Source organism: Paenibacillus sp. FSL H3-0302 (assembly GCF_037982245.1).
GTDB lineage: Bacteria > Bacillota > Bacilli > Paenibacillales > Paenibacillaceae > Paenibacillus_AQ > Paenibacillus_AQ odorifer.
Window position 1 is genome coordinate 4,254,709 of record NZ_CP150284.1, and the last position, 25,218, is coordinate 4,279,926.

At 44.7% G+C, this 25,218-nt stretch carries 30 protein-coding genes; 6 read left to right on the forward strand and 24 right to left on the reverse strand.

Going from position 1 to position 25,218, the window contains the following annotated elements:
* Positions 1–8: 8 nt before the first annotated feature.
* The 4 genes from dprA to MHH50_RS18825 all read right to left on the reverse strand — a co-directional run bounded on the left by dprA (position 9) and on the right by MHH50_RS18825 (position 4,340).
* Entirely contained in the window at positions 9–1,127 is a 1,119-nt protein-coding gene (dprA, locus tag MHH50_RS18810; protein WP_340033269.1) for a DNA-processing protein DprA, read from the reverse strand.
* A gap of 225 nt (positions 1,128–1,352) precedes the next feature.
* A complete protein-coding gene (gene sucD / locus MHH50_RS18815) occupies positions 1,353–2,282 on the reverse strand; it encodes a succinate--CoA ligase subunit alpha (protein ID WP_036688571.1) in 930 nt (309 codons plus the stop codon).
* Between the two features lie 62 nt (positions 2,283–2,344).
* The gene (sucC, locus tag MHH50_RS18820; protein ID WP_038571984.1) at positions 2,345–3,505 is read right to left on the reverse strand and encodes an ADP-forming succinate--CoA ligase subunit beta; all 1,161 of its coding nucleotides are present in this window, start codon (positions 3,503–3,505) and stop codon (positions 2,345–2,347) included.
* A gap of 352 nt (positions 3,506–3,857) precedes the next feature.
* On the reverse strand, positions 3,858–4,340 hold the full coding sequence (locus MHH50_RS18825) for a MarR family transcriptional regulator (protein ID WP_232061396.1): 483 nt from the start codon (positions 4,338–4,340) through the stop codon (positions 3,858–3,860).
* Between the two features lie 148 nt (positions 4,341–4,488).
* Here MHH50_RS18825 and MHH50_RS18830 point away from each other — a divergent pair, with 148 nt between their 5' ends.
* Entirely contained in the window at positions 4,489–4,917 is a 429-nt protein-coding gene (locus tag MHH50_RS18830) for an organic hydroperoxide resistance protein (protein WP_036688575.1), read from the forward strand.
* Between the two features lie 357 nt (positions 4,918–5,274).
* Here the strand turns inward: MHH50_RS18830 and MHH50_RS18835 are convergent, their stop codons facing one another.
* The 11 genes from MHH50_RS18835 to MHH50_RS18885 all read right to left on the reverse strand — a co-directional run bounded on the left by MHH50_RS18835 (position 5,275) and on the right by MHH50_RS18885 (position 14,765).
* A complete protein-coding gene (locus MHH50_RS18835) occupies positions 5,275–6,954 on the reverse strand; it encodes a YifB family Mg chelatase-like AAA ATPase (protein ID WP_340033270.1) in 1,680 nt (559 codons plus the stop codon).
* A gap of 207 nt (positions 6,955–7,161) precedes the next feature.
* Positions 7,162–7,671 carry a metallophosphoesterase gene (locus tag MHH50_RS18840; RefSeq protein WP_036688580.1) on the reverse strand — a complete coding sequence of 170 codons (510 nt, stop codon included), beginning with the start codon at positions 7,669–7,671 and terminating at the stop codon, positions 7,162–7,164.
* A 174-nt stretch (positions 7,672–7,845) separates the two neighbouring features.
* Positions 7,846–8,262 (reverse strand): hypothetical protein, encoded by a 417-nt coding sequence (locus MHH50_RS18845; protein WP_081383206.1) that lies wholly within the window; start codon positions 8,260–8,262, stop codon positions 7,846–7,848.
* A 154-nt stretch (positions 8,263–8,416) separates the two neighbouring features.
* Complete coding sequence (locus tag MHH50_RS18850) at positions 8,417–8,803, reverse strand: YraN family protein (protein WP_076127091.1); 387 nt, start codon at positions 8,801–8,803, stop codon at positions 8,417–8,419.
* Positions 8,800–9,102, reverse strand: a complete 303-nt coding sequence (locus MHH50_RS18855) for an EscU/YscU/HrcU family type III secretion system export apparatus switch protein (RefSeq protein ID WP_038571992.1) — start codon at positions 9,100–9,102, stop codon at positions 8,800–8,802. The genes MHH50_RS18850 and MHH50_RS18855 overlap by 4 nt, the downstream gene beginning before the upstream one ends.
* A gap of 768 nt (positions 9,103–9,870) precedes the next feature.
* Positions 9,871–11,268 (reverse strand): hypothetical protein, encoded by a 1,398-nt coding sequence (locus MHH50_RS18860; RefSeq protein ID WP_340033271.1) that lies wholly within the window; start codon positions 11,266–11,268, stop codon positions 9,871–9,873.
* Between the two features lie 118 nt (positions 11,269–11,386).
* On the reverse strand, positions 11,387–11,998 hold the full coding sequence (locus MHH50_RS18865; RefSeq protein ID WP_076179938.1) for a ribonuclease HII: 612 nt from the start codon (positions 11,996–11,998) through the stop codon (positions 11,387–11,389).
* A gap of 187 nt (positions 11,999–12,185) precedes the next feature.
* Positions 12,186–13,046 (reverse strand): ribosome biogenesis GTPase YlqF, encoded by an 861-nt coding sequence (gene ylqF, locus MHH50_RS18870; protein WP_036688587.1) that lies wholly within the window; start codon positions 13,044–13,046, stop codon positions 12,186–12,188.
* Between the two features lie 29 nt (positions 13,047–13,075).
* Positions 13,076–13,684 (reverse strand): signal peptidase I, encoded by a 609-nt coding sequence (lepB, locus tag MHH50_RS18875; protein ID WP_036688589.1) that lies wholly within the window; start codon positions 13,682–13,684, stop codon positions 13,076–13,078.
* Between the two features lie 298 nt (positions 13,685–13,982).
* Positions 13,983–14,327 (reverse strand): 50S ribosomal protein L19, encoded by a 345-nt coding sequence (gene rplS, locus MHH50_RS18880; RefSeq protein WP_036688590.1) that lies wholly within the window; start codon positions 14,325–14,327, stop codon positions 13,983–13,985.
* A 147-nt stretch (positions 14,328–14,474) separates the two neighbouring features.
* Entirely contained in the window at positions 14,475–14,765 is a 291-nt protein-coding gene (locus MHH50_RS18885; RefSeq protein WP_051491579.1) for a hypothetical protein, read from the reverse strand.
* 412 nt (positions 14,766–15,177) lie between these two features.
* Here MHH50_RS18885 and MHH50_RS18890 point away from each other — a divergent pair, with 412 nt between their 5' ends.
* On the forward strand, positions 15,178–16,128 hold the full coding sequence (locus MHH50_RS18890; protein ID WP_076143833.1) for a hypothetical protein: 951 nt from the start codon (positions 15,178–15,180) through the stop codon (positions 16,126–16,128).
* A gap of 59 nt (positions 16,129–16,187) precedes the next feature.
* On the opposite strand, the gene MHH50_RS18895 is transcribed toward MHH50_RS18890, so the two are convergent.
* Positions 16,188–16,418, reverse strand: coding sequence for a hypothetical protein (locus tag MHH50_RS18895; RefSeq protein WP_036688596.1), 231 nt, complete (start codon positions 16,416–16,418; stop codon positions 16,188–16,190).
* A gap of 205 nt (positions 16,419–16,623) precedes the next feature.
* On the opposite strand from MHH50_RS18895, the gene MHH50_RS18900 reads away from it, so the two are divergent.
* Positions 16,624–16,800 (forward strand): hypothetical protein, encoded by a 177-nt coding sequence (locus tag MHH50_RS18900; RefSeq protein WP_155288145.1) that lies wholly within the window; start codon positions 16,624–16,626, stop codon positions 16,798–16,800.
* 603 nt (positions 16,801–17,403) lie between these two features.
* On the opposite strand, the gene trmD is transcribed toward MHH50_RS18900, so the two are convergent.
* The 8 genes from trmD to MHH50_RS18940 form a co-directional block, all read right to left on the reverse strand.
* Entirely contained in the window at positions 17,404–18,195 is a 792-nt protein-coding gene (gene trmD, locus MHH50_RS18905; RefSeq protein ID WP_036689109.1) for a tRNA (guanosine(37)-N1)-methyltransferase TrmD, read from the reverse strand.
* The gene (rimM, locus tag MHH50_RS18910; protein ID WP_036688599.1) at positions 18,195–18,719 is read right to left on the reverse strand and encodes a ribosome maturation factor RimM; all 525 of its coding nucleotides are present in this window, start codon (positions 18,717–18,719) and stop codon (positions 18,195–18,197) included. Before rimM ends, trmD begins: the two co-directional genes overlap by 1 nt.
* 89 nt (positions 18,720–18,808) lie before the next feature.
* Entirely contained in the window at positions 18,809–19,039 is a 231-nt protein-coding gene (locus MHH50_RS18915) for a KH domain-containing protein (RefSeq protein ID WP_036688600.1), read from the reverse strand.
* Between the two features lie 22 nt (positions 19,040–19,061).
* Positions 19,062–19,334 (reverse strand): 30S ribosomal protein S16, encoded by a 273-nt coding sequence (gene rpsP / locus MHH50_RS18920; protein WP_036688604.1) that lies wholly within the window; start codon positions 19,332–19,334, stop codon positions 19,062–19,064.
* 54 nt (positions 19,335–19,388) lie between these two features.
* Positions 19,389–20,777, reverse strand: a complete 1,389-nt coding sequence (gene ffh / locus MHH50_RS18925) for a signal recognition particle protein (RefSeq protein ID WP_036688607.1) — start codon at positions 20,775–20,777, stop codon at positions 19,389–19,391.
* Between the two features lie 21 nt (positions 20,778–20,798).
* Complete coding sequence (ylxM, locus tag MHH50_RS18930; RefSeq protein ID WP_036688609.1) at positions 20,799–21,155, reverse strand: YlxM family DNA-binding protein; 357 nt, start codon at positions 21,153–21,155, stop codon at positions 20,799–20,801.
* 149 nt (positions 21,156–21,304) lie between these two features.
* Positions 21,305–21,952 carry a hemolysin III family protein gene (locus MHH50_RS18935; protein WP_076279607.1) on the reverse strand — a complete coding sequence of 216 codons (648 nt, stop codon included), beginning with the start codon at positions 21,950–21,952 and terminating at the stop codon, positions 21,305–21,307.
* A gap of 56 nt (positions 21,953–22,008) precedes the next feature.
* Complete coding sequence (locus MHH50_RS18940) at positions 22,009–23,526, reverse strand: carboxypeptidase M32 (RefSeq protein ID WP_076127097.1); 1,518 nt, start codon at positions 23,524–23,526, stop codon at positions 22,009–22,011.
* A gap of 162 nt (positions 23,527–23,688) precedes the next feature.
* Between MHH50_RS18940 and MHH50_RS18945 the strand changes: the two genes are divergently transcribed.
* From MHH50_RS18945 to MHH50_RS18955, 3 genes are all read left to right on the forward strand, one after another.
* The gene (locus tag MHH50_RS18945) at positions 23,689–24,030 is read left to right on the forward strand and encodes an iron-sulfur cluster biosynthesis family protein (RefSeq protein WP_076127099.1); all 342 of its coding nucleotides are present in this window, start codon (positions 23,689–23,691) and stop codon (positions 24,028–24,030) included.
* Positions 24,031–24,044: 14 nt separating this feature from the next.
* On the forward strand, positions 24,045–24,605 hold the full coding sequence (locus MHH50_RS18950) for a carbonic anhydrase (protein ID WP_036688619.1): 561 nt from the start codon (positions 24,045–24,047) through the stop codon (positions 24,603–24,605).
* A gap of 165 nt (positions 24,606–24,770) precedes the next feature.
* On the forward strand, positions 24,771–25,211 hold the full coding sequence (locus MHH50_RS18955) for a hypothetical protein (protein WP_076127101.1): 441 nt from the start codon (positions 24,771–24,773) through the stop codon (positions 25,209–25,211).
* Positions 25,212–25,218 lie beyond the last annotated feature (7 nt).

A 25,218-nucleotide genomic window follows, 5' to 3' on the forward strand; every position in this document is an offset into this window, starting at 1 on the left:
CCTCTATATTAAATTACCTTATAAATAGCTCCTGGTAATTGTGTTACCGCTTTTTTTATGATTAAAGATAACAGAACTGAATGCAAATGTCCAAAATCCCATCCTGTTCTTACAAGCAGATCGTCCAATATAAAAGGGCCTTGATGCAGTATATGGTATAGGTGAGACTCCTCATTTGTCAATTTCTTTTCAATCATAAAGTCGTCTGCTGTCTGTTCGGTAGTGCTATTATTCCCTGTTTTTATTACGTTTGTCGGCAAATAAGAAGTGTATTCTTCTATAATATCTAATCCACTGGTTACCAGCTTTGCACCCTGTTTGATAAGCTCTAACGCCCCTCTGCTCTTAGGTGATGTAATAGGTCCGGGAACTGCGAAGACATCCCTTCCAGCTTCCAAGGCAGCATCGGCTGTAATAAGTGATCCACTGCGACTGTCAGCCTCCACTACCACTGTCCCCCGTGATAAACCTGCTATGATCCGATTACGCTGTGGAAATAATCCAGGATGACTTTTAGTTCCAAGAGGATACTCTGTAATGACAAGCCCATCCTGAGAGATACGCCGCTCCAGTTCAATATTCTCAGTTGGATAGACTTTGTCCAACCCTGTTGCCACTACCGCTATGGTCCCTCCACCACTTCTTAGCGCCGCTTCATGACAAATGCTATCGATCCCCCTCGCAAGTCCGCTAACCACCGTTAGACCTGCTGCACTAAGCTCCTCCGCGAGAATCTCCCCTACCTTTCGTCCATAAGCTGTTGGCACACGAGTGCCAACCATCGCCACACTAGGAGTTGATAACAGTTCCAAACGCCCTCGATAATAAAGGATCCACGGTGGCTGTGCCGTCTCCTTCAACAAAACAGGATAAGCCGCATCAAACACAGTGACCATCTTCACTGCACATTCTTCCATTAATAAGCGCCTTTTGGTGATCCATTCTAATGTATATATGGAAGCAAGATAATTCGACAGCTTTCCGTTCAATCCGATCGTTTCCCAATCTTTTGCACTACAGGAAAATGCTCGTTCTGACATTAAGCCGGCTCTGCGAATCTTGTCGATACTCTTCCAGCCAATCCCCTCCACTTCATTAAAACCAAACAGCAGATCTTTTTCTTCCATATAAGCTTACTCTCCTTTAATGGAAGGGTTAGCCTTCCCTATTTTGTAACATGAATTAGAGGAATGCAATATTTTCTTGTAATTCAATATTTTTCTATGTTAAAAAAACAAAAAAAGCAACCTTTTATCCCTTGGATAGGAACAAAAGGTTGCTTACCTCTGAAATAATTATACACGAAAGAAGCCCACTCGCGTAGAGTGAATTCCTTCAAGTAAATAAAATAATTAATGCGTTGTAAAAGCGCTAAGAATACCGCGTTCTTCAAGCACACTTACTAGCGTTGAGCCCATTTCGGCAGGTGTAGGAGCAACCTTGATTCCGCACGATTCAAGTACGGCAATTTTCTCACTCGCTGTGCCTTTGCCTCCGGAAATAATAGCACCCGCATGCCCCATACGTTTGCCAGGAGGTGCAGTAGCGCCGCCAATAAACCCTACTACCGGCTTAGTCATATGCTCACGAATCCACTCTGCTGCTTCTTCCTCTGCGGTTCCGCCAATTTCACCAATCATGATGACTGCCTTTGTACCCGGATCCTCATTAAAAAGCTTCAGAATATCAATAAACTCTGAGCCTTTAACAGGGTCTCCGCCAATACCTACAGCTGAAGATTGCCCGATTCCACGCGTGGTCAGCTGATGAACAGCCTCATAGGTTAGAGTTCCGCTGCGCGAGACAACACCTACGTACCCTGGCATATGAATATAACCCGGCATAATTCCTATTTTGCACTCACCAGGAGTGATAACTCCCGGACAGTTAGGTCCGATCAATACAGTAGAGCGCCCCTCCATATAACGGGACACTTTTACCATATCAAGTACTGGAATCCCTTCGGTAATACAAATCACCAGGTCGAGTTCTGCGTCCACGGCTTCCATTATGGAGTCTGCTGCAAATGCTGGCGGTACATAGATTACACTAGCGGTTGCGCCTGTAGCCGCCTTAGCAGCTACAACAGTATCGAATACCGGAAGGCTAACCTCACTGCCATTTTCAAGCGTGATGTTGACAGATGTTCCACCTTTACCCGGTGTTACCCCTCCAACCATCTGTGTTCCATAATCCAGCGCACCTTTAGTATGGAACAAACCCGTTGATCCTGTAATTCCCTGCGTGATAACTTTCGTATTTTTATCTACAAGAATGCTCATGCCTTAAGTCACATCCCTACTTATATTGTCAAATACGATAACTGGCTTCCTAAATCAGGCCATTATTGCACAAGAGACACAATCTTACGGGCACCGTCCGCCATAGAATCAGCAGCAACAATATTCAGTCCCGATCCGGCCAAAATCTGCTTGCCCAATCCAACATTTGTTCCCTCAAGACGCACAACCAGCGGTTTGGTCAAACCCAGTTGACTAGCCGCTTCTACAACACCGTTAGCGATAACATCACAGCGCATAATACCACCGAAAATGTTAACAAAAATTCCGTTCACTTTTTCATCGGATAAAATGATTTTAAAGGCTTCTGTTACCTTCTCGGTCGTTGCACCGCCCCCTACATCCAGGAAGTTGGCGGGTTCGCCCCCATAATACTTAATAATATCCATAGTCGCCATCGCGAGACCTGCACCGTTTACCATGCACCCAATATTGCCATCAAGTGCAATGTAACTAAGGTCATACTTCGAGGCTTCGATTTCCTTTAAATCCTCTTCATCCAAATCCCGCAGCTCTAGAATATCCTTATGACGGAACAAGGCGTTGGAATCAAAATTCAGTTTGGCATCCAGTGCCATCACATTCCCATCCGCAGTCACTACCAATGGGTTAATTTCGGCAATAGAGCAATCTTTATCCACGAAAGCTAAATATAGCGCTTGCATGAATTTCACAGTTTTGCCTACCAGCTCATTAGGAATAGAGATACTGTAAGCCAGCTTACGCGCCTGGAAAGTCTGCAAACCCACTGCCGGATCAATGATCTCTTTAAAAATTTTCTCCGGATGTGTTGCAGCTACTTCTTCAATCTCAGTACCGCCTTCTTCAGAAGCCATCATGACCACTCGGCCAGTACCTCTGTCAACTACGATACCAATGTAATACTCCTTAACAATTTGACAACCCTCTTCAATGAGCAGTCTTTTTACTACCTTACCCTCCGGTCCAGTCTGGTGAGTTACTAGAGTCTTGCCCAGAATCTCAGTTGCGTAACTACGCACCTCATCGATATTCTTAGCAACCTTTACTCCTCCAGCTTTACCGCGTCCACCTGCGTGAATCTGAGCTTTAACTACAACAACCGGTGTGCTCAGTGACTCTGCGGCTTCTACCGCTTCCTCCACTGTATAAGCTACTTTTCCATTCGGTACGGCTACACCGTACTTCTTAAGCACTTCTTTTCCCTGATACTCGTGGATATTCATAGCGGTAGCCTCCTAAAGTAGCGTGGTGACTAAACAGGCAGCCTGTTGTCATCTCGCTTTCCGTTTTGATTGCCGCGGGGTTAGGGATAGGCTGATGTTATACATGCAGCACTATTCCGGAACCAGCAGAAAATGATCTACCACTCGTAAAAAGAATGGCATTATTTCTGCAAGAGACATTGTGTAAATCTATAAGACTAAGCTTATATTTACCTATATGCCATACAAAGGAACCCAGAATAGTGTAACATGTTTTTAAAACGCTTACCTTAAATATATTCATGATTTGTACACATTTTTTCGCTTGATTTGATGCCGGAATGCGAACGATCGCATTGACTCCTTACTACGCTTACTTTTTACTATCTTGGATATTAGCTTCGTGAACACGATTCAGTAAGTCTTTAAACTGATCAAGTAGCTCTATGGATTCATTATTTGTCAGTGTCGTTTCTTCCATCATTTTGCCGGGAATACACACGGCATCACTTTGAAGTGCCCAGCCTTGTTTCGTTAGTGAGATTAATACCTTTCGCTCATCCTGCATCGAGCGTTCACGTATAATTAGGCCTGCAGCTTGCAAGCGTTTCAATAGCGGAGTCAGCGTGCCTGAATCCAAAAATAACGCCTCACCAATCTCTTTTACTGTACATTGCTGCCGTTCCCATAACACAAGCATTACTAAGTATTGGGAGTAAGTTAAACCAATCTTATCCAAATACGGTTGGTACAGCTTTGTAATCTCACGCGAGCAAGCATAAATGGTAAAACAGAGCTGATTCTCGATCAGCAGCTCTGGGGTTGTAGTCATTTTCTGCATATCTTCTTCACTCATTTTCATATTTATTCACCCGCCTTATCTCTTTATTTTATCATAATTCCCTCATATATCATAATAATAGCAAAAAATTAATTTGACTTTTATATTAATTGTGATAAATTAGATTGTACACAAACTAATTAATGAATAGGAGAGATTTATTATGATGACAATTCAACAAAAGATGTATGAAACCACAGTTAAAGCCGTTGGGGGAAGAAACGGTTATATAGAATCAGAAAGCCCTAAACTCAACCTTACGATCAGTACACCACGTGAAATGGGGGGTGCCGGTGGTGAAGGCACTAATCCTGAACAATTATTCGCAGCTGGCTACTCCGCTTGTTTTGACAGTGCTCTAAACATGGTTGCTCGTCTTGGAAAAGTGAAGATTGAAGGCAGTGAAGTTACGGCTACTGTAAGCTTTGGTAAAGTTGAAGATGGCGGATTCGGCATTGCGGTTAAGCTTGACGTGCTGGTTAAAGGCGTTGACAGAGAAACCGCAGCATCTTTGGTAGAAGCTGCCCATGGCGCATGTCCTTACTCCCGTGCCACTCGTGGCAATATCGAAGTAGAACTGAATGTACTGTAAGAAATTATAGAGAAAAATGTATGTGAAATTTGCTAAACGATCTAACCTTCGTTTGAATACGTGGCATTTCACATTCGAAGTCGCTAACGGACACAGTTGATCTTAAACGCAACTTAATCCCATATTTGGGATGCTATCGGACCTCATAGCAGCTATTGGAATGAAAACCACTCAATCGAAGGAATAGCGTCTCCAGAGTCCGAATCTACGCTCCAAGGGCTAAAAACTTGCAAACAACGTCCTCTAGGTCCGTTCCATAAGCATCAGAGCATAATAATGGTTCGGCGGTGCTCGTCACTACCGGTCCATAGTATAGAGCAGCGATTCTCATTAACGGGAATCGCTGCTCTTTTATCTTTATTCCTCCGCTAATACCTGTCGATCCAGATTACGGTATTGCACAGCTTCCGCGAGATGTGCAGAAGAAATATCCTGTGCACCCTCCAGATCAGCTATGGTACGGGATAGCTTAATAATCCGATCATGCGCTCGCATGCTTAGACCTAAATTCTCCAATATGTCATACAGTATTTGAGCACTCTCACGGTTTAGGCTTGCATATTTCCGAAGGGAAGCACCGGAAAGTTCGCTGTTCCATGAAATCGCCAGTCGTTTGTAACGTTTAGCTTGGATGGCCTGAGCAGCCAACACCTCCGCACGCATCTCTGCTGACGATAAAACATGCCCCTGCCGATTCCATTCCTTCGGGCGGGGAACATCAACCTGTAAGTCGATCCGATCCAATAATGGACCGGATATTTTGGCTCGATATTGGGCAATCCTTGATGGACTACAGGTACAATTTTGCTGGGAGATACCGCTTCCAAAAAAGCCGCAGCTGCACGGATTCATCGATGCAGCGAGCATGAATTTGGCAGGAAAAGTAAAGGAAGCCCGGGCACGACTTATAGTAACCACCCCATCTTCGAGTGGCTGTCGCAGCACTTCAAGCACATTCCGGGAGAATTCAGGCAATTCATCCAGAAACAGAATACCTCGATGCGCAAGACTTACCTCACCTGGCTTGGGAATACCGCCCCCTCCAATTAATCCGGCAGAAGATATCGTGTGGTGTGGAGAACGAAATGGACGACTTCGCAGCAAACCGTTGTGTGCATCCTTCAATTTTCCAGCCGCACTAAAAATTTTGGTTACCTCAAGTGCCTCACTGTCCGACAATTGCGGAAGGATACTGGGAAGGCGTTTGATCAGCATCGTTTTGCCTGTGCCAGGTGGGCCGATGAGCATAATATTATGCATCCCTGCAGCCGCGATAGTTAGTGCTCTTTTCACATGTTGCTGTCCAAGCACATCACTGTAATCATCCATTATTTCATTCGCTTCGGAAGAAGCAGCCTCAGAATCAGAATATTTAGGGTTATATTTGAGATGCTCTACAGAAAGAACAAGCACCGGAGGTTGTTCTTTTGCCCCCGTCCCCATACTCACGGATACAGGAAAAGGAAGTGGTGATCCTTCAGATTCTTCAAGAGGAACTAGCTTATCTATAATCGGACCAAAGCTAGCCACAGATTCAGCAGCATTCGCTAACGTTTGCAAATGGTCGATGGTATAAACATTCATGCCACTGATTAAAGCGGCTTCTGCCGCATTGCCTTGCGGGAGCAGAACGGCTTTAAACCCGCTTTTACGCGCTGCTTCAACCATCGGCAGCACACCCGAAACCGGACGCAGACTGCCGTCGAGCGCAAGCTCTCCAATCAAAAGCATCTCTTGAGCTGAAGGCATAATCAACTGGCCACTAGTTATCAGTATCCCTAAAGCAATCGCTAGATCAAAAGCGGAACCTTCTTTACGCAGGTCAGCTGGAGCAAGATTGATCGTAATACGCTGCTGTGGATAGCGGTAACCGCAATTTTTAACGGCAGCCCTAACTCGCTCAACAGCCTCGCGAATCGCTGAATCTGGTAAGCCAATGATATTCGTCTGCGGCAGTCCATTTGCAAGATCGATTTCCACACCGATCATTACCCCTTCAATCCCATACAGACACGCGCTAAACATTTTCCCATACATAATAAAAACACCTCATCTCCTGAATTACACCCTAATTTGGGGTGTCATAGCTTCAAGAAAAAAGGTGCTTCCTTATTTTCCAAATATATATTAGCTGTTAAGTACATTATAGAAGTTGTGTCCTAACGCAATCTGTGAGCAATTTATCTTTAGAATAAGAAATTCAAGTTTTACATAAAAGCGAAAGCACATCTCTAAAGACCTACATCAATCCCCTTCTTTAACTACGACCGAGTCCCTAATCTGCTCAAAAGTCAACGGTTTATAGTTCCAATGCTCTACACAAATGTTAAAATGATTGTTCCCCTCATATTTTTGCCCATGAATATGGCCGTGCACATTTACGTAAGGCATATGTTTATTCATGTACATAGGCTCATGTGAGAGGAAAAAGAAATCCTTATAAATCAAAGGATATTCACTAACCTCATCAAAACCTGCCTCAAGCCACCAACTTCGGCTGCGGCCGCGATCATGATTGCCAAGGATCAGGATTTTGTATCCATGCAGTCTGGCCACAATCGCACGAGTTGCCTCCTTATTCAGAAAAGAAAAGTCTCCCAAATGAAATACTTTGTCGTCCGGATTCACTACCGAATTCCAACTTTCAATCATAACTTCATTCATTTGCTCTACATCGTTGAAGGGTCTGGATTCAAAATCAATGATCAACTTATGCCCAAAATGATGATCTGATGTGAAAAAAACCTTAGCCATGTGCACCCTCCTTTTGTTCCTATTCTAATGACAGTATGTATGAAAAAAGCTCCGACTACCCATAAACCCTAGGAAATTCGGAGCCCCGAGGACTTTTCCGCCTAATTTCTCACGAAATTATACGTATCATTCTATGTCATGAGGCGATGACGGAATACCTCTTTATTGTTAATGTTACTTTTCCCAGTCGCGCCGCTTACTCGAACGTTTATTAACATCACTCTGAATCAGTTCAGCTAAAGGAGGCGCCTCCTCATTGTCAATGAGCCAGCCACGCATCTCCTTGATCGCTTCCACCTGTCCATTGCCTTTGTCACGCCATGTAAGCAGTTCAATAACTCTAATTACAAGCGCTAAGAGACTGCTATTGCTGTTTTGCGACTTTTCAGCCCGGATTTTTTGAAATAACGCTTCATTTTCCCAATCTATTAATATTTCCTCCGCTATAGTGGGCCGCATTACCGTGAAGGTCTTATTGCAATTATCGCAACAGACGACAGATATTGGCTCTGCTTTAAATTCCACTTCAATCTTCTGCTGGCAATATTGGCATGTAAAACTAACCTGCATTTCAGAAGGTTTATTCTTCACTAGACAGCCCTCCTCATGATGACATTAAAAAGTTACTCCTAATGTTTACCCATTTCTTTTGAGAAATGACCCACAGTGCGGAAGGTATGTAAAGACTTTTTTATCAGAACAGCAGCAAATTCATAAAGAATCGCATGAGAAAATAGAGTTACTCTTAAAACGCCTCGCGAATATGACTAAGTGAAGCTAGGCTAAGATCGTCATTTAACAAGACGCTAATTACATCAAAAGAAACCCGCCGTTCCTCATAACCCTTCATATGCAAATAAACCTGTGTTGTACTCCGAACCTGGTTTATTTTGCGAGCATTCACCGATTCTTCTGGAGTTCCCTGAAGCAGCTCTCCACTGCGGCTACGAACTTCGACAACAACAATACAGTCTTCACGCTCCGCAATGATATCAAGCTCTCCAGTACGACAACGCCAATTCCGTTCCAATATCATATACCCGCTAGAAGATAGGTACTGCACAGCTCCGTTCTCTGCAGCAGTTCCTTTCTCTTTGCGGTTATAGTGCTTTCTTACATAGGGCTCTTTCATTCTTGTCCCCGTTCACCAGCGGAACGATCGCTCTGATACACAAAGCTGAGGATTTCCGCCACCAGCTGATAGAGCTCAGACGGAATCTGTTGGTCCAGATCAAGCTTTGAAAGCACCTCCACGAGGGCTGCATCTTCCTGAACAGCAACCCCGCTCTCCTTAGCCTTTTGCAGAATAAGGTCTGCTATCGCGCCTTGTCCCTTGGCTACTACGACAGGAGCCTCGTTTTGTCCGGGACTATATTTGAGAGCGACCGCTTTTTTGAGCCCTTGTGAAATTGGCTGTACAGGCTCATTCATATACGGTAATCCACTCCTTTGTAAGCCTCAGGAACATAATCAACAAACTTATTAGTATTGGAGCCAGCAAGCTCTTTAGGCAAATTCAATTCTGGCAAGGGTTCGGTTCTTAAACCTGATAATTGATAACCGATGGATTCTACCGCAGTTTTTATATCTTCACGCCGCGTCTCCAGCAGCTCAAGCACCCACGGATGATCATTATGAAGCTTAAGACTAACGATTCGATCTACAACCTGCACATCTACCAATGTCTGCCCTAGCTGCTTCATGTCCAAATCGAACCACAATCGACAGTTAGCTGCATCCAGCTCCCCTTTGCGGCCCCGCCTGGACTGGATATGAACCGATGCAGTTTCCTGCCCATCTGGACCTTGCAGCGGCAAGAACAGTGTAACCTGCGCGAAGGGAGCAGTCCGATCTGTATTCAGCAGCAGCTGTTGGCCTGTCAGCTGCTGCACTAGCCCGCTCGCGGCATCTTTTACCGCGGGCGGCACCTCGCTGCTGCTCATAAGCTGCAGCAGCACGCCCTTCAACGTGTCGGCAGCTTGCTCGCCGCCGACACTGCCTAGCGCGGCTGCAGCTGTCCCCGCTGCCGCTCGCGCCGTCTCCGCGGCCGGCAAAGCGCCGCCGCGCACGGCCTGCTGCTCGTGCTCCGCACCGAGCAGCTTCAACACCCGCCCCACCCACGACTCCGCATCCGCGGGTGGGGCGGTGTCTGGCTGCACTTGAAGCCGCAGCAGCCGTGGTCTCCCCGCGCGGCGCTGCTTACGCGGGGGCAGGTTCTTGTCCCGCCGCGTCAGCGGGCGGGACGTTCGCGAGCTGCGGCATGCTGCCGCGCAGCTCGGTGAGCACGCCCTGCAGCTTCGCGAGCAGGGCAGCCCCGCTAGGCGCAGCAGCTTGGCTTGCTGCAGCAGCTTGGCTATCTGCACCAGCTGATCCAGTGGCGCTTGTAATCGCGCCACTGACACTACCCTGCGCTCTATCTTTATTTAGACTCATTTCATTGCCATGAGTTTCGCTCTGATTAGAACTATTTTGATTGCTTACAATTCCGTCCCCTTGCGTGTTAGCAGCACTACTCTGAGTTCCTGAAGCAAGCGTAGAAGTTATTTTCCCAGTCAAAGGTTCACCAGTATTTCCACTCTTCAAGAGCTGAACTACCTCACCAGCCTCTTCGGGGACCACTGGCTTGGCAGTTACAATACCGGTTTCATTCTCAGGAGTTTCAGCTGTACTTGCAGCTGCACTTCCTGATATTTCTGATTTCACTGAATTCAAAGGAATTATTGGTTCATCAGAAATAACTCCGGCTCCCGTTGCCCCTCCTGTTGCAGCAGCACTTCCGCTTGTAGTAGTAGCACCACCACTACCCTCAGCAGGTTTACTTACAGGTTGTCCAGTTCCTTTAACCGCCACCTGGTCCATTTCCGCATCAGCATCACCTGCTGATACCGCTTCCGCGTTAATCACAGCGCCCGTACCTGTCGTTACAGGAGCATTCAGCTTTCCGGTTGGGGTACCCATTCCAGTTTTAGCTTCGGCTGTTGTTGTTTCTTCACCGGCGACTTGACCTGCCCAAATCGTAATCTGTTCTTCGAGCGCTGACAAAAGCTGATGAAGCTGCGGACCAAAAACCGCCTGCTGCAATCCTTTCACACTTTCAGGGGTAACCGGCAAGCCCCGCTTTACAGAAATGACAGCTGCATCAAGCCACTCTGAGGTCGGCACGCCCGCAGGTTTCGCACTCATTACAGCATCCAGAATCGCCGCTGTCTCTTTGGTAAGCGGAATACCACCCGACTGCATCGCCAACACAATTTCCCGACCCGCTTTGGAGTCAGTAAGCCCAAGCGATTCCAATGCCTCGCCCATGTTTTGCGGGGTGGCTAACACCGTTTCGCCGAGGGAGACCGGCTTCAATACGGGCAATCCGCCTTCTCCGGGTGCTCCAACCTGTAAGTTCAGGGTCTCTCCTGGCAGTAGTGGTGTTTCCAACTCCGCACGAACAGGTGTACCTTGAATCTGCACAACGGCTTCTTTTCCCGAATCCGAGACAGACAATACAACACCACGTACAACCTGCCCTTCCTTCAATTCCAAAGACTTGGCTGCTCCCGGTTTATTATCCCCGAGCAATCCACGGATCAATGTTCCGATATTCATACCGTTTCTCCTCCCTCCATTTTCTCTCTTCTTACTATATCGGTATTAATCCGACTTTTTTGAGCGGTGAATTCATCCAAGCTTAAACGCCTTTGGCGTCTTTTATATTCTGATATTTCTAAAAAAGGGTTTGCTGTTCAGCAAGAATCTTCCCAATAAAGCTGCGCCGATGCATAGGTGTCGGACCTAACGCCGTAATTTGTTCCCTGTGAAGCTTGGTCGCATAACCTTTATGTATCGCAATCCCATAATCAGGGTATAATTCCTCCCACACCCCTTCACACAGTCTATCTCTTGTTACTTTAGCTATAATCGAAGCTGCCGCAATGGACTGGCTGTTTGCATCTCCTTTTATGATCGCCTGCTGCGGCAACGGAAGATCAACTTTTTCAGCATCGATTAACATATAGTCCGGGGTATGACTAAGACCTTCTACCGCTTTTTTCATCGCCAGACGAGAAGCCTGTTTAATATTAATTTCATCAATCATGTGGGAATCCACATAACCTACACCAATAGCTATCGCCTGCTCCATAATAATCTCGAATAAGGCATCTCTTTTTTTCGCTGTAAGCTTCTTAGAGTCGTTGACGCCATCAATAATAAGCCCTTCCGGCAAAATCACCGCTGCTGCAACAACATCCCCAAACAAACAACCTCTGCCTACTTCATCTACGCCGGCTATACGGCGATAAGACTGTTCCCAGCCCTCTTTTTCATAACTCAACATATCTATCGTACTCACGATCTGTCACCGCCAATTATAAATTATTCTATAAACTACATAAGTCAGCTTACCATAGTAAAGCTCACATGGTCATGTACAAATAACCACTCCAATTTGATCCAAATCGGCAAAAAAAAGAGCCCCCGAAAATTTCCGGATGACTCTTCCATACCCATTCATTTAAACGCCTTTAAGGTGTTTCCAGCGTAAAACGACCAAGCTTACCTGCCCGCAGCTCATGCAGCAAAGCACGTGAAGCTTTTTCCAGATCAACACGTCCACCGCTAATCAGACAACCGCGTTTGCGGCCCACGGCTTCCATAACTGCAACGATCTCATCAGGGTTCTCAAGATCCTCAGGAAGCTTCTCAATACCAAAGCGTTCTTGAAATCTGGAACCATAATCCTTGACCAAATACTTCACTGCATAAAAAGCAATGTCCTCAATGTTCAGGATTTCTTCTTTGATCGCACCCGTCACGGCCAAGCGGTAACCCACGTCTTGATCCTCAAACTTCGGCCATAAGATACCAGGAGTATCCAGAAGCTCCAGATTACCTCCTGTTTTAATCCACTGCTGGCCCTTAGTAACCCCTGGGCGATCACCCGTAGCAGCGATACTCTTACCAGCCATTCGATTAATCAGCGTTGATTTACCGACGTTAGGAATACCGACGATCAATGCGCGCATAGCTCGTGGGTTCATTCCCCTTGCGATCTGCCGATCAATCTTTTCCTTCAACAGCAGCTTGACCTGCTCCGGAATCTCCTTAACGCCTGTTCCAGTAGATGCGTCCACAGGATGGGCAACATGCCCTTGTTCCTTAAAGTACGCCAGCCACTTCCGAGTAATTTCCGGATCCGCCAGATCCGCTTTGTTCAAAATAATTAATCTCGGCTTGTCCCGCAAAATATCGTCAATCATCGGATTGCGGCTGGAAAGCGGCAGACGGGAATCGAGCAACTCTATAACAACATCAATCAGCTTCAGCTTATCCTCGATTTGCCGCCTAGCCTTCGTCATATGACCAGGAAACCAATGAATGGCCATTGCCGTCACCTCCTTTGACTTCTGTCAACTTAATGGTTAATCAGTGTAATATCTTTTATCGGCCAGAAGATTAAATCTGCACGACCCACAATATCACCCAGCGGCACATAGCCAATCATCCGGCTGTCTGTACTATCCGAGCGATTATCCCCCATAACGAAAATATGTCCTTCTGGTACAGTACCATCCGTGAATTTTTCATTTGGGAAATCTTTATTATTATACAGAGCGTTGTTACTATGCGCAGCATCAATAGCGCCTTGGATGTAAGTCTCGTTAACAACCTCACCGTTAACTGTAACTACATCTCCTTCTACTTTCACAGTATCTCCAGCCACACCAATTACACGTTTAATAAAATCTCTGCCTTCAGATGGCACGTGGAATACAATAACCTCACCCCGCTGCGGAGATCTTATATCGTATAAAATTTCATTAACGATAACACGTTCCCCCGTATGGAAATTAGGCTGCATGGAAGGTCCATCTACAATAAAAGGCTTGAATAAAAGCCAGCGAATCAGTATAACCAGAACTAAAGCAATCGCAATGGCCTTGACCCATTCCAGCACTTCATTTTTCTGTTTACGTGGGTTCTGCTCGCTTGATTCCAAAGTTTCGCTTTGTTCCTGCTGCATAGTTCACCGTCCTCTCTTAATACTACTCTTACTATACAACACAAAAAAACTCCTGCCAAAAACCCCTCCACAGATACTCCTTCAGGAGGCCTTTTCGGAGAAGCTTATCCCCAAGCGTATATGTCACACGCATTGTATACCAAGCTAAAACGCCCTCAGCGTCCTTTTAAGGACGGTATGCGTTTATGCGAGAAATATAAGAATAATGTATAACGTAAAACTTATGCTTTTCTTATATTTCCAAAAAAAAATAAAGCGAAAGGGGCTTGAACTCAAGCCCCTCTCCTCTGTCACTATTCTAGCGACGAATTTCTTTAATTCTCGCTGCTTTACCACGTAGTTCACGAAGGTAATAAAGCTTAGCACGACGCACTTTACCACGACGAGCCACTTCGATTTTTTCGAGTTTAGGCGAGTTGATTGGGAATGTTCTTTCCACACCAACACCGTAAGAAATTTTACGAACCGTAAAAGTCTCACTGATTCCACCGCCACGACGTTTGATTACAACGCCTTCGAACAACTGGATACGCTCACGAGTTCCCTCGATAACTTTTACATGCACCTTCAAAGTGTCACCCGGACGAAAACTAGGGATATCTTTACGAAGTTGCTCTTGCGTAATAGCTTGTAGGATATTCATTAAGGACTTCCTCCTTCCGTACAGGTGTTCTTGCCTCTTCCGGAGAGATCTGAGCTCTCCCTCATTATCCGCAGCGGACCACCGTATTCCACACAACAGAGTTAATAATATCATAAAGGACGGGCTAATACAACTTATTTTTCTATTTTATAACGGTAACATATCTCTTTTTTTTGCCTTAGACTGGCAGTCTTTACACAAGCCGACCACGGTTCCATTGTCTTGAGCGTAGAAGATCAACTTCCCATTCTTCTTCTTGCAAGAAGAGCAAGGTTGCTCCCCTGGACTCTGTTTGGCTTTGCGATGACTATCCATTGAGATCACATTACTGCTAGTCGTGCGCAAAGGATCGCTTGAGCTACTTGTTTTCTTTTTCTGAACGATATAATACCCAACACCCAGCGCTAGCAAGACAAGCAAAATAACTACATATTTCATCTGGCTCCCTCCGCTCTTCATGATTTACTTGAGGTAAGAAAATAAAAAGACCGCCCTGTGATGCAAGTAAGGCAACGGTCTATATCGTATTCGCAAACTAGCCTTAGCACATCTCACTATAAAAAGCGCTTTTCAGTAGCTGCTGAAGATTATATATGAGAGCATCTTCGCTCTTTTTATATGTACCCTTACCCATTTTAATGTGAGCGTAAGATCTATATTTCATTTTAGCACAATTGAAATTTGAAGTGTAGTGAACACTTTTTAAATACCTAGTCTTTGGTCCAGTATATTAACCCGCCTACAGCCGTTTTTACAATAAATCCCCATAGGCTATACTTACAGAAGTACGTACATAACGTAGCGCTTAGGGAAGAACACATATACCCAAAAATAAGGAGGATTTTATTCAATGAAAAAGAGTAATACAACTAGCGTAATGGCAGCTGTAGCCGTCTTGTCCATCGTACTTCTGGCAGGATGCACAGAGTTACCGGGTAGGCAATCCGCTAATAATGAACTAGGAAAGAATATTACTGAAGATGTGCAGCAAAATATTGGTGAGGCTGTGAAGCAAGAGCTGGGTAAAGCCGCTGCAAGCGTGGAACAGGCCGTTCAGGATACAGCTACCAAGGTGGTCGACGAAGTTAAAGCAAACAGCATTAGCAAAGAACTATCCTTATCTAAAGAGATCGGCTCTGCTTCAGTGCTTAGCATGAACAATGCAGTGGGAGAAATAGAAGTTACATCAACTACGGGTGATCAAATTAATGTGAGTGCGACAATCTTAGCCCATAACGGCTCCGCTCATAAAGCTGACCGCCAGAAAATTTTGGATGACGCTGAGATTTCAATAGACGTTAGTGGCGATACTCTGAAGGTATCTACAAATTCCAAATCAAATCCGAAGAAGGATTTATGGACTTGGGCTCAAGACAAATACGGTTATTCAGATTTTAGCATTAACTATACCATTGAGATCCCCACCCGTATGGATGAATATCAAATCACCAATAATGTCGGGCAAATTCGTCTCCGCAATCTGGACGGAAATTACCGCATCGTCAGCAACGTTGGAGCTATTGATATCGAAGGAGCTAACATCACCGGTAAGTCCACTCTAGAGTCTAATACAGGAAGCATACGTATGGATATAGCCGGAATGAAGAGTGATAGCCGTCTTAAAGCGACAACAAATGTAGGTAGCCTCAATGCTGTTCTAGCCGATGGCGTGAAATGTAGCTTGGTGGCTAAAAGTGATCTAGGCCAGATCACCGGGGTTGAGGGTGGCAAACGTGATGTTAACGGAGGAGGTCCTTTGTTGTCCTTAAGCTCTGATATAGGTGCAATTACAGTAGAGTAACCAACCACTAAAAAACAGACCGTCCGGATTAGCGGACGGTCTGTTTTTGCATCATCATATCAGATTAATGCAATAGCCAACAGCGTGAACAAGCTGAGAGTTAAAATATTGTCAGCAGCATAAGGGTAACCAAAAAATGCAGAAGTCTGCACAGGTCCATTGGACCCTGTTCTTAAGTAAACATTATATCTGTCCACATCTGTAATCACACCTTCATGCTGTCTGCCATCAGTAGTCAGGATACGTACCCTTCTATTCTTACAACGTAAGCAATTATAATAAGCCTCCACTAGTGTACTCCTCCTCATTCGTAATGATATACTCTATGGTGAGGAGTACAGGTCGGTAACGGCTAAGTTACATAGGTCATTTGTTTGGATCGATATTTACTTTCCGTTCTCTGCATTTTTTGTATTCCCAAAGGTTATATATAAGGAAAGACATATTCTCGGCTTGTTAGCCGTACCATCCTATCCATTCAAGGAGGCCAATCGAATGAATGTAGCACGTAAACAGTTTATTAAGGAAGGCGTACTGCGTATTACCATCTTTATTATTTTATCATCGCTTACCTATACCGTTCGCAACTATGCATGGGCAGTTACTGTTCTCGTATGTTTTGCGCTTTACGCTCTACTTACAGGAGTATATCGCCTCTTTCGCAAAGAGTAGAATGCGCCTCCACGAATTTTTATAGTTAACCAAACGCCCCCTTTCCAAAGAGTTTTTAATTCTCCTTGAAGAGTGGGCGTTTACATTCTGATCAGAATCACAGGGTTTGACCTCTTAGTAGAGCACAATAAAACCATTAGATGTAGTGAACTTTCGTTCGCTATACTCTAATGGTTTTATTGGACTTGCTTATTCATACTTAATTATTAATCTTATATGTTCAAGCTTTAAAGGGCGAATGGGAATTACGATTTGCGATTTGTATAATAATCGATAATATCATTCACGGTGCGGAGCGGCTCCGCATCTTTGTGGATCGTGTCCACGCTAGGCTTGAATTCTTCACGCGTCTTCGTAGTCACTTCAGTTCATTCCTTTCAATAGTTAAGCTTGCTGCATCGTAAGCTGCATATAGTATTACGCCACCTCTATCTATTACCCCAAATAGAAGAGTTCAACGCACCTATGCTCATTTGTTTTGGAAATTACGCAAAAAAAATACGAGATTATTGCCCTTCTTATACTTAAGTAAACATAACAAAAACGCCTCCTTAACGTAAGATACGTTAAAAAGACGTAAAATATGCCTGTTTTATTAAAATTTTACTCCGGCTTGATTTCATTTTTCAGACGTTCCAGTGTTTTCTTGTCTTTCAATGTTAGTTCTGCACTTTCGAGCAAATCAGGTCTACGTTCAAGTGTACGCTGTAACGCTTGCTCTCTCCGCCATACTTCGATGTTGGCGTGATGGCCACTCAGCAACATATCTGGTACCTTCCAGCCGCGAAATTCAGCGGGTCGAGTGTAGTGAGGATATTCCAACAGCCCTGTACTGAACGAATCGGTGATCGCAGAGGTTTCGTTTCCAAGCGCCCCTGGCTGTAGCCGAACTACTGAATCAATAACCGTCAGTGCTGGTAGTTCTCCACCCGTTAACACGTAATCGCCAATCGACAGTTCATCTGTAACCAGATGCTCCCGTATCCGCTCATCGTAGCCCTCATAATGACCACATATAAAGATTAGATGCTGCTCTTGTGCCAGTTCCTCAGCAATCTTCTGATTATAGGTCTTTCCTTGTGGACACATAAGAATGATGCGCGGCTTCACAGAGGAAGGCGACGGGACTGCAGATTCAGAACCATTCTCCAAAGGACTAGCCTCGATCCCCAATACATGTTCTACCGCTGCAAAGATCGGGTCAGGCTTTAGTACCATACCCCCGCCCCCGCCATACGGTGTATCATCCACACTGTTGTGCTTATTTCCTGAGAAATCACGAAAGTTCACAGCATTCAAAGATACAATCCCTTTTTCGCGTGCCTTACCAAGAATACTTGTGCTAAATACGCCTTCGCACATCTCCGGAAAGAGCGTTAGCACATCAATTCTGATCATGGCAATAGTCCTTCCATTAAGTGAACCGTAATTCGTTTGGCCTCAATGTCCACGTTCAGCACTACATCGTTAATTACAGGGATAAGGATGTCTTGACCTTTAGCAGGCTTAACAACCCACACGTCATTTGCACCTGGCTGTAAAATTTCCGTAATTGTGCCAAGCGGTTCACTTCCAGCATCATCCGTATAAACTTCACAGCCAACGATTTGGTGGAAGTAATATTCGTTCTCTGGCAGATCAACCAGATCATTACTTGGCACCTTAAGCAAACTTCCCTTATACTTTTCCACTTCGTTAATATTGGTATATCCCTTAAGCTTAACGATAAACATACCCTTATGCTCTCGAGCGGATTCTACAGTCACTTCGAATTTTGCACTGCCATCCGCAGGGATGACGAACAGCTTCTTGTCTTTAGCGAAACGAACCTCAGGAAAATCGGTATGGGATAATACTTTAATCTCCCCGCGAATTCCATGTGTATTCACAAGCCGGCCTACGGTTAATTCTTCCGTCATATAACCCTCTCCTCTACAAGCTTCATCTATATATTTGAACAAAAAGGAGCCGGGATATACTATCCCTAGCCCCTCATTGTACGCATTATTTAAGATAAAATATCTACAGTTACGCGTTTATCGCTCTTGACTGCTGCAGATGTGACTACTGTACGGAGCGCCTTGGCGATCCTGCCTTGCTTGCCGATGACCTTTCCTACATCATCTGGATGTACGGACAGCTCATAGACAATCAAATGCTCTTTCTCCACAGCCCGTACCGTCACATCTTCTGGATGATCCACTAAAGCCTTAGCAATTACTCCAACTAATTCTTCCATAGAGGACCCTCGCAATCAGTCATTATTTCTGTTGCTTAAGCTCATGAAACTTCTTCATCACGCCTGCTTTGGAAAGCAAGTTGCGGACGGTATCAGATGCTTGCGCACCTGTTTGAAGCCATTTAAGAGCTTTTTCCTCATCGATCTTAACTACTGCCGGTTGTTCAATCGGATTATAATAACCGATTTCCTCGATAAAACGACCGTCACGAGGGGACCGGGAATCGGAAACCACTACACGATAGAAAGGCGCTTTATGCGCTCCCATTCTTTTTAGACGAATACGTACTGCCACGAAAAATCACCTCCTTATAATAGTTTCCAACATTAGTTGGACAGACATTCAAGATCATTTAAAAGGGAATTTCAGCCCTTTTCCACCACCAAGACCTTTAAGCTGCTTCATGGCATTTTTCTTGGAGGCTTTGCCGCCTCCGCCCATCATGCCGGAGAATTGCTTCATCATCTTACGCATCTCATCAAATTGTTTGATGAGGCGGTTGACCTCAGCGACTGAGGTTCCGCTGCCGGTTGCAATACGCTTGCGGCGGTTATGGTTAATGATCTCAGGCTGTTGCTTCTCCGCCTTAGTCATAGAATGAACTATGGCTTCAACGCGTCCCATTTGCTTATCGTCGACCTTTAAATCTTTAATGCCCTTGGCTTTGTTCATACCCGGGAGCATATCAAGAATTTGATCGATAGGGCCTAGCTTCTTCACCTGATCCATTTGCTCTAGGAAATCGTCGAACGTAAACTCTGCATTACGCATCTTACGTTCCATTTCTTTAGCCTTGTCAGTATCAATGTTCGCTTGGGCTTTCTCAATCAGCGACAGCATGTCGCCCATACCCAGAATCCGCGAAGCCATACGTTCCGGATGGAACGGCTCCAGCGCGTCGATCTTCTCCCCTAAAGCAGCGAATTTAATCGGGCAACCGGTAACAGCTTTTACTGACAGTGCAGCACCACCACGGCTATCGCCGTCGAGTTTCGTCAATACGACCCCTGTAAGCTCAAGCTGTTTATTAAAGCTCTCGGCTACATTCACGGCGTCTTGACCCGTCATAGCATCTACTACAAGAAGTACTTCATCAGGATTTACAACATTGTGAATCTGCTTGAGTTCTTCCATTAGTTCTTCATCAATATGCAGGCGGCCTGCAGTATCGATAATAACATAATCAAGTCCGTTATCCTTCGCATGTTGTACAGCTTGTCTGGCAATTTCTACCGGACTAGTCTGATCACCAAGTGAGAATACAGGAACCTTAATCTGTTCTCCCAGCACTTGCAGCTGCTTGATAGCAGCAGGCCGGTAAATATCTCCCGCAACCAGGAGCGGACGATGATTGCCCTTCTGTAACAGCTTAGCTAGCTTACCCGAAGTGGTTGTCTTACCAGCCCCTTGTAGACCCGCCATCATAATGACGGTCGGCGGCTTGTTCGACTTGGCCAGCTTCGCTTGGCTTCCGCCCATCAGCTCGGTTAGTTCCTTGTTGACGATGTCGATAATTACCATGCCAGGCGTAAAGCTGTCCATGACTTCCTTGCCGATGGACTTTTCTTTCACCTTAGCCACGAATTCTTTAACTACCTTGAAGTTAACATCGGCTTCCAGAAGGGCTAACCGCACTTCACGCATAGCTTCGTTTACGTCTTCTTCGGATACTTTACCTTTACCGCGTAGCTTGCTGAACACATTCTGCAATCTTCCGGTTAAACCTTCAAACGCCATATGCAGATTTCTCCCTTCATGCTACTCTAACCTCTGCAAGCGATCCACGATCTCCGCGAACCGAAGTTTATATTGCTCAGGCAGCATCCCATTCTCCGGCAGTCTGCGCAGCTCTTCTAAATATTTAGTACGACTCTCATGTTTTACTAATAGTCCAAGTTTTTCTTCATAATTCTCAAGGACTTGCTCAGCGCGCTTAATATGCTCATAAACAGCTTGGCGGCTGATTTCAAATTCAGCGGCAATCTCTCCCAAGGAAAAATCATCGTGAAAATAATATTTAAGAAACGTTTGCTGCTTATCTGTAAGCAGTCGTTCATAGAAGGCAAAAAGCAAATTGATACGATTCGTTTTCTCGAGCCTATTCTCCTGACTCATTAAGGACAACCCCTTCGTCAAGGAAAAACACTTTACACCTTCACAACGTCCCTTATGATACCTAAAAGAAAGAGAGATGTCAAGCACTTTTGCTTGTCATCTCTTTCTTTATTAAAAATCCATATTTTCCGCGATAAATCCGCTTGAAATTATTGGATTGGCAGTACATAAACCAATATGGCGAAGAAATGTGTGACACTGCCTGCAAGAACAAATACATGCCAGATCGCGTGATGGAACGGAAACCCTCTCCATACATAAAAAACTGTACCTAGAGTATAAAGCACTCCGCCAGCCATCAGCAGAATCATACCACCGTCCGCTACCACTGCCGAAAGAGGATTCCAGGCGATAACAATCAGCCAACCCATAGCAATGTAGAATACCGTAGACATGAACAAGAACTTTTTAACAAAAAACGCTTTGAAGAAAACGCCAAATACTGCGATTCCCCATATAACACCAAATAAACTCCAGCCAAGTGTTCCCCGAATAGCTACTAGCAAAAAGGGTGTATACGTGCCTGCGATAAACAGATAAATAGAGGAGTGATCGAAAAATTCGAACAAATCCTTTGCCTTGCCCTCTTTGAGACTATGCACAAGTGTTGAATTGAGATACAGAAGCAGCATTGTCGTTCCATAAATGGAGAAGCTGACTACATGCCATGCCGTTCCTTTCAGACTTGCAAAAACAACAAGCAGGACAAGTGCAGCGACGCTTAATACAGCTCCGATCCCGTGCGTAATCGCATTCGCGACTTCTTCTCTCCGGGTGTAGGTGTGAGTATTTGCCATATCCATATCCTTCCGTCTAAGCTTTCTTTCTATTATACCACGCGGACCTAACTGGATTACAGTTTGTAAATCTCCGTGTATTTCTCCTCCAAATAATCAGCCAGATAATCTGGACTGAGCGGCTCACCTGTTACTTGTTCGATAATTTGCGAAGGGGTCAGACTTTTTCCGAAACGGTAGATTTTTTCTGTTAACCATTCTTTAATCGGCAAAAGATTTCCCGCAGCAATCCATTCATCGTAGTTCGGCAGCTCCTTGCGGAGTGTATTCAAGATTTGGGCAGCATACATATTTCCCAAAGAGTAGGATGCAAAATATCCGAAGTCTCCACCGGACCAGTGCACGTCCTGCAATACACCAAGCGCATCATTAGGCGGTGTAATACCTAAATATTCTTGATATTTAGCATTCCATACCTGAGGCAGATCTTTGACAGATAGTCCTTCATTAAAAATAAGCTTTTCGATCTCGTAACGCACAATAATGTGCAGATTGTATGTAAGCTCATCTGCTTCAATTCGGATGAATGAATTTTCCACACTGTTAATAGCCCGGTAGAAATCCTCTACATCTACATTAGCAAGTTGCTCTGGGAAATGCTGCTGCAGATCACCGTAATAACGTTGCCAGAACGCACGGCTGCGGCCAATCATATTCTCCCATAGTCTCGACTGAGATTCATGAATCCCCATCGATGCGCCTTGAGCCAGCGGTGTTCCCACTAAATCTTGGCTGATATTTTGTTCGTAAAGCGCATGTCCACCTTCATGCAGTGAGCTGAAGACGGCGCTAGTCACGTTATCAAGTAAATAAGCGGTCGTAATACGAACGTCACCTGGATTCAGCCCTGTAGCAAAAGGATGCACACTCTCATCCAAGCGGCCTGCGTCGAAGTCATAGCCCATTTGCTTCAGAATAAAGTTACCAAACTTTTGTTGCTGCTCTTTAGGGAAAATCTGCTGCAAGAAGCTGGTATCTGGTTTATTAGGTGAAGCAGCGATAGCTTCCACTAACGGAACCAAGCGGCTGCGGAGGCGACTGAACACTTCATCCACCTTTTCTACTGTGAGATCAGGCTCATACATATCTAGAAGCGTATCGTAACGTGTGCCATTAACACCCCAATAATCGATGAACTCTTGTTTCAGAGCTACGATTTTACTCAAATAAGGTTCAAATGTAGCAAAGTCATTGTTCTCCTTAGCTTCTTCCCAGATCGTTTGGGAATGAGCAGACAGGACAGCGTACTCTTCAAATCTTTTGGACGGAATACTCTTACTGCGCTCATACTCTTTGCGGCAATCGTTGACGATCTTTTGTTGATTAGCTGTAAGCTGGCTCAACACTTCTGGACGGCTGAAAAATGCTGTAAAGTCACCCATCTCCTGTGAAATCTCAAGTCTGAACAATTCTCCACTCAGCATCCCAATCGTACCGGAACGAACTTCTACTCCCTTACGTGGTGCACCTGTGCGCAAATCCCAGTGCATTAATTCTATGGCCTCTGAATATCCACTAATTTTTGCTAATAACTCGCTGAATTGTTCCCATCGTTCCTTTACTTGTTGTTCCATTCTACTCCACCTGCTTTCTCTGTTTTACAGACTCCTCTTGATGATACTTTTTTGAATGAGTATAATCAACTTCAGAGATACATCTCTAATTTTAAATATTTAATGAGTTACATAAGAAGCAGACCATGCTTCGAACAAAAATCAAGGAGCGTGAACAGGGCTATGATGATTCAAGTTACACCTCTCGCAGAAAGGAAGTTGAAGGAAAGGCTTGGAGATCAGCCAGGATTTTTCAAGCTCTTTTATGATACGGTAGGCTGCGGGTGTGACGGAATTAATGTGTTACTGATTGTTTCAGAAGTGGAGCAAGGCGATTCTAGGATAGAGACGAATTCTCTTCCCTTTATCGTAAGCCGGCAACAGGAAATCTTTTATGAAGACAAGATGCGACTCGATGCAGAGGAACGTTTCTCTTCCTATAAGCTGGTCAGTGATTCTCAGATTTATGGCAACAATATCATGGTAAGAGATATGCGCAACGTAAGTACAATTCAAGGAATTTAAGGGAGGAAGCTAATATGAGCCACGTATCAGAAATTATTAACTTTAATAAAAGTTTTGTAGAGAATAAGGACTATGAAGCTTATTTAACCAGTCGTTATCCTGACAAAAAAATGCTGATCATCACCTGTATGGACACTAGACTCGTTGAATTATTGCCGAAAGCCATGAATTTCAAAAATGGTGATGTCAAAATCATCAAAAATGCTGGTGCGGTTATTTCTCAACCTTTTGGTAGTGTTATGCGTAGTGTAATGGTAGCTCTATATGAACTAGATGCTGAAGAAGTAATCGTGGTTGGACACTATGAATGCGGTATGGCCTCCCTCAATGCGGACCATATGATCAATTCCATTAAAGAACGTGGAGTATCTGAAGAAGTGCTGTCTACACTGGAGAATTCCGGAATCAAACTTACAAAATGGCTGCGTGGGTTTGACAATGTCGAAGAAGGGGTAATTCAGACTGTGGACCTGATTAAACGTCATCCACTGCTTCCCCCTAATGTACCTATCCATGGCATGATCATCGATCCGGCAACCGGAGCGCTTGAGCTTGTCGCTGATGGGTATAAGTAACAAATGACGACTCTCTAACTGCTGTTTGCGTGGATCCTGGATCCACGCTTTTTTTGTGTATAAAAGTATAAATTATGATAAATAAAATTGAAACCTTGTGGGGCATGTCTGCGTATTACCGACCATACACAAAAATTCATGCTCACAGGAGGGTTTTCGTACTAAATGAAACCAATGAAACGCGTAATGATGATTCTAATGGCCTTCACTCTGTTTTTTGCAGTGGTTGCTCCAGACTTTGCCGATGCACGTCGAGGTGGCGGCGGATTCAAATCCGGCACTCGCAGCTATTCAACAACTCCAAAAAAATCAACAACAACAAATAACATCAAAAAAAGTGACAGCACTAAAAGTTCCACAGCAGGATCTGCTGCAAATACAAAACGTGGCTTCTTCAGCGGCGGCAGCTTAATGAAAGGCATGATGATCGGTGGTTTGGCCGGATTATTATTCGGTGGAATGTTTGGTGGAATGGGAGCTTTTGGTGACTTCCTAGGCTTTGCCGTTAATATGCTAGCTATTTATGTATTGGTTATGCTCGTGATGTCCTTCTTCCGTCGTAGAAAAGAACGTCGCCGCTTAGAAGAACAGGATGGTCGGTACTAATGTCTAC

Coding starts and splice junctions, on each gene's coding strand:
- ylqF (WP_036688587.1), bottom strand. CDS start 13,046: ATGGCCATTCATTGGTTTCCTGGTCATATGACGAAGGCTAGGCGGCAA.
- MHH50_RS18935 (WP_076279607.1), bottom strand. CDS start 21,952: ATGGCAAATACTCACACCTACACCCGGAGAGAAGAAGTCGCGAATGCG.
- MHH50_RS18940 (WP_076127097.1), bottom strand. CDS start 23,526: ATGGAACAACAAGTAAAGGAACGATGGGAACAATTCAGCGAGTTATTA.
- MHH50_RS18860 (WP_340033271.1), bottom strand. CDS start 11,268: ATGAATATCGGAACATTGATCCGTGGATTGCTCGGGGATAATAAACCG.
- MHH50_RS18850 (WP_076127091.1), bottom strand. CDS start 8,803: ATGAAAGAGCCCTATGTAAGAAAGCACTATAACCGCAAAGAGAAAGGA.
- MHH50_RS18855 (WP_038571992.1), bottom strand. CDS start 9,102: ATGAATGAGCCTGTACAGCCAATTTCACAAGGGCTCAAAAAAGCGGTC.
- sucC (WP_038571984.1), bottom strand. CDS start 3,505: ATGAATATCCACGAGTATCAGGGAAAAGAAGTGCTTAAGAAGTACGGT.
- rimM (WP_036688599.1), bottom strand. CDS start 18,719: ATGACGGAAGAATTAACCGTAGGCCGGCTTGTGAATACACATGGAATT.
- MHH50_RS18915 (WP_036688600.1), bottom strand. CDS start 19,039: ATGGAAGAATTAGTTGGAGTAATTGCTAAGGCTTTAGTGGATCATCCA.
- MHH50_RS18890 (WP_076143833.1), top strand. CDS start 15,178: ATGAAAAAGAGTAATACAACTAGCGTAATGGCAGCTGTAGCCGTCTTG.
- lepB (WP_036688589.1), bottom strand. CDS start 13,684: ATGCAGCAGGAACAAAGCGAAACTTTGGAATCAAGCGAGCAGAACCCA.
- MHH50_RS18835 (WP_340033270.1), bottom strand. CDS start 6,954: ATGTATGGGAAAATGTTTAGCGCGTGTCTGTATGGGATTGAAGGGGTA.
- MHH50_RS18830 (WP_036688575.1), top strand. CDS start 4,489: ATGATGACAATTCAACAAAAGATGTATGAAACCACAGTTAAAGCCGTT.
- sucD (WP_036688571.1), bottom strand. CDS start 2,282: ATGAGCATTCTTGTAGATAAAAATACGAAAGTTATCACGCAGGGAATT.
- MHH50_RS18900 (WP_155288145.1), top strand. CDS start 16,624: ATGAATGTAGCACGTAAACAGTTTATTAAGGAAGGCGTACTGCGTATT.
- MHH50_RS18825 (WP_232061396.1), bottom strand. CDS start 4,340: ATGAGTGAAGAAGATATGCAGAAAATGACTACAACCCCAGAGCTGCTG.
- MHH50_RS18885 (WP_051491579.1), bottom strand. CDS start 14,765: ATGAAATATGTAGTTATTTTGCTTGTCTTGCTAGCGCTGGGTGTTGGG.
- ylxM (WP_036688609.1), bottom strand. CDS start 21,155: ATGAGTCAGGAGAATAGGCTCGAGAAAACGAATCGTATCAATTTGCTT.
- MHH50_RS18950 (WP_036688619.1), top strand. CDS start 24,045: ATGAGCCACGTATCAGAAATTATTAACTTTAATAAAAGTTTTGTAGAG.
- ffh (WP_036688607.1), bottom strand. CDS start 20,777: ATGGCGTTTGAAGGTTTAACCGGAAGATTGCAGAATGTGTTCAGCAAG.
- dprA (WP_340033269.1), bottom strand. CDS start 1,127: ATGGAAGAAAAAGATCTGCTGTTTGGTTTTAATGAAGTGGAGGGGATT.
- rplS (WP_036688590.1), bottom strand. CDS start 14,327: ATGAATATCCTACAAGCTATTACGCAAGAGCAACTTCGTAAAGATATC.
- MHH50_RS18865 (WP_076179938.1), bottom strand. CDS start 11,998: ATGTTGAGTTATGAAAAAGAGGGCTGGGAACAGTCTTATCGCCGTATA.
- MHH50_RS18955 (WP_076127101.1), top strand. CDS start 24,771: ATGAAACCAATGAAACGCGTAATGATGATTCTAATGGCCTTCACTCTG.
- MHH50_RS18840 (WP_036688580.1), bottom strand. CDS start 7,671: ATGGCTAAGGTTTTTTTCACATCAGATCATCATTTTGGGCATAAGTTG.
- MHH50_RS18945 (WP_076127099.1), top strand. CDS start 23,689: ATGATGATTCAAGTTACACCTCTCGCAGAAAGGAAGTTGAAGGAAAGG.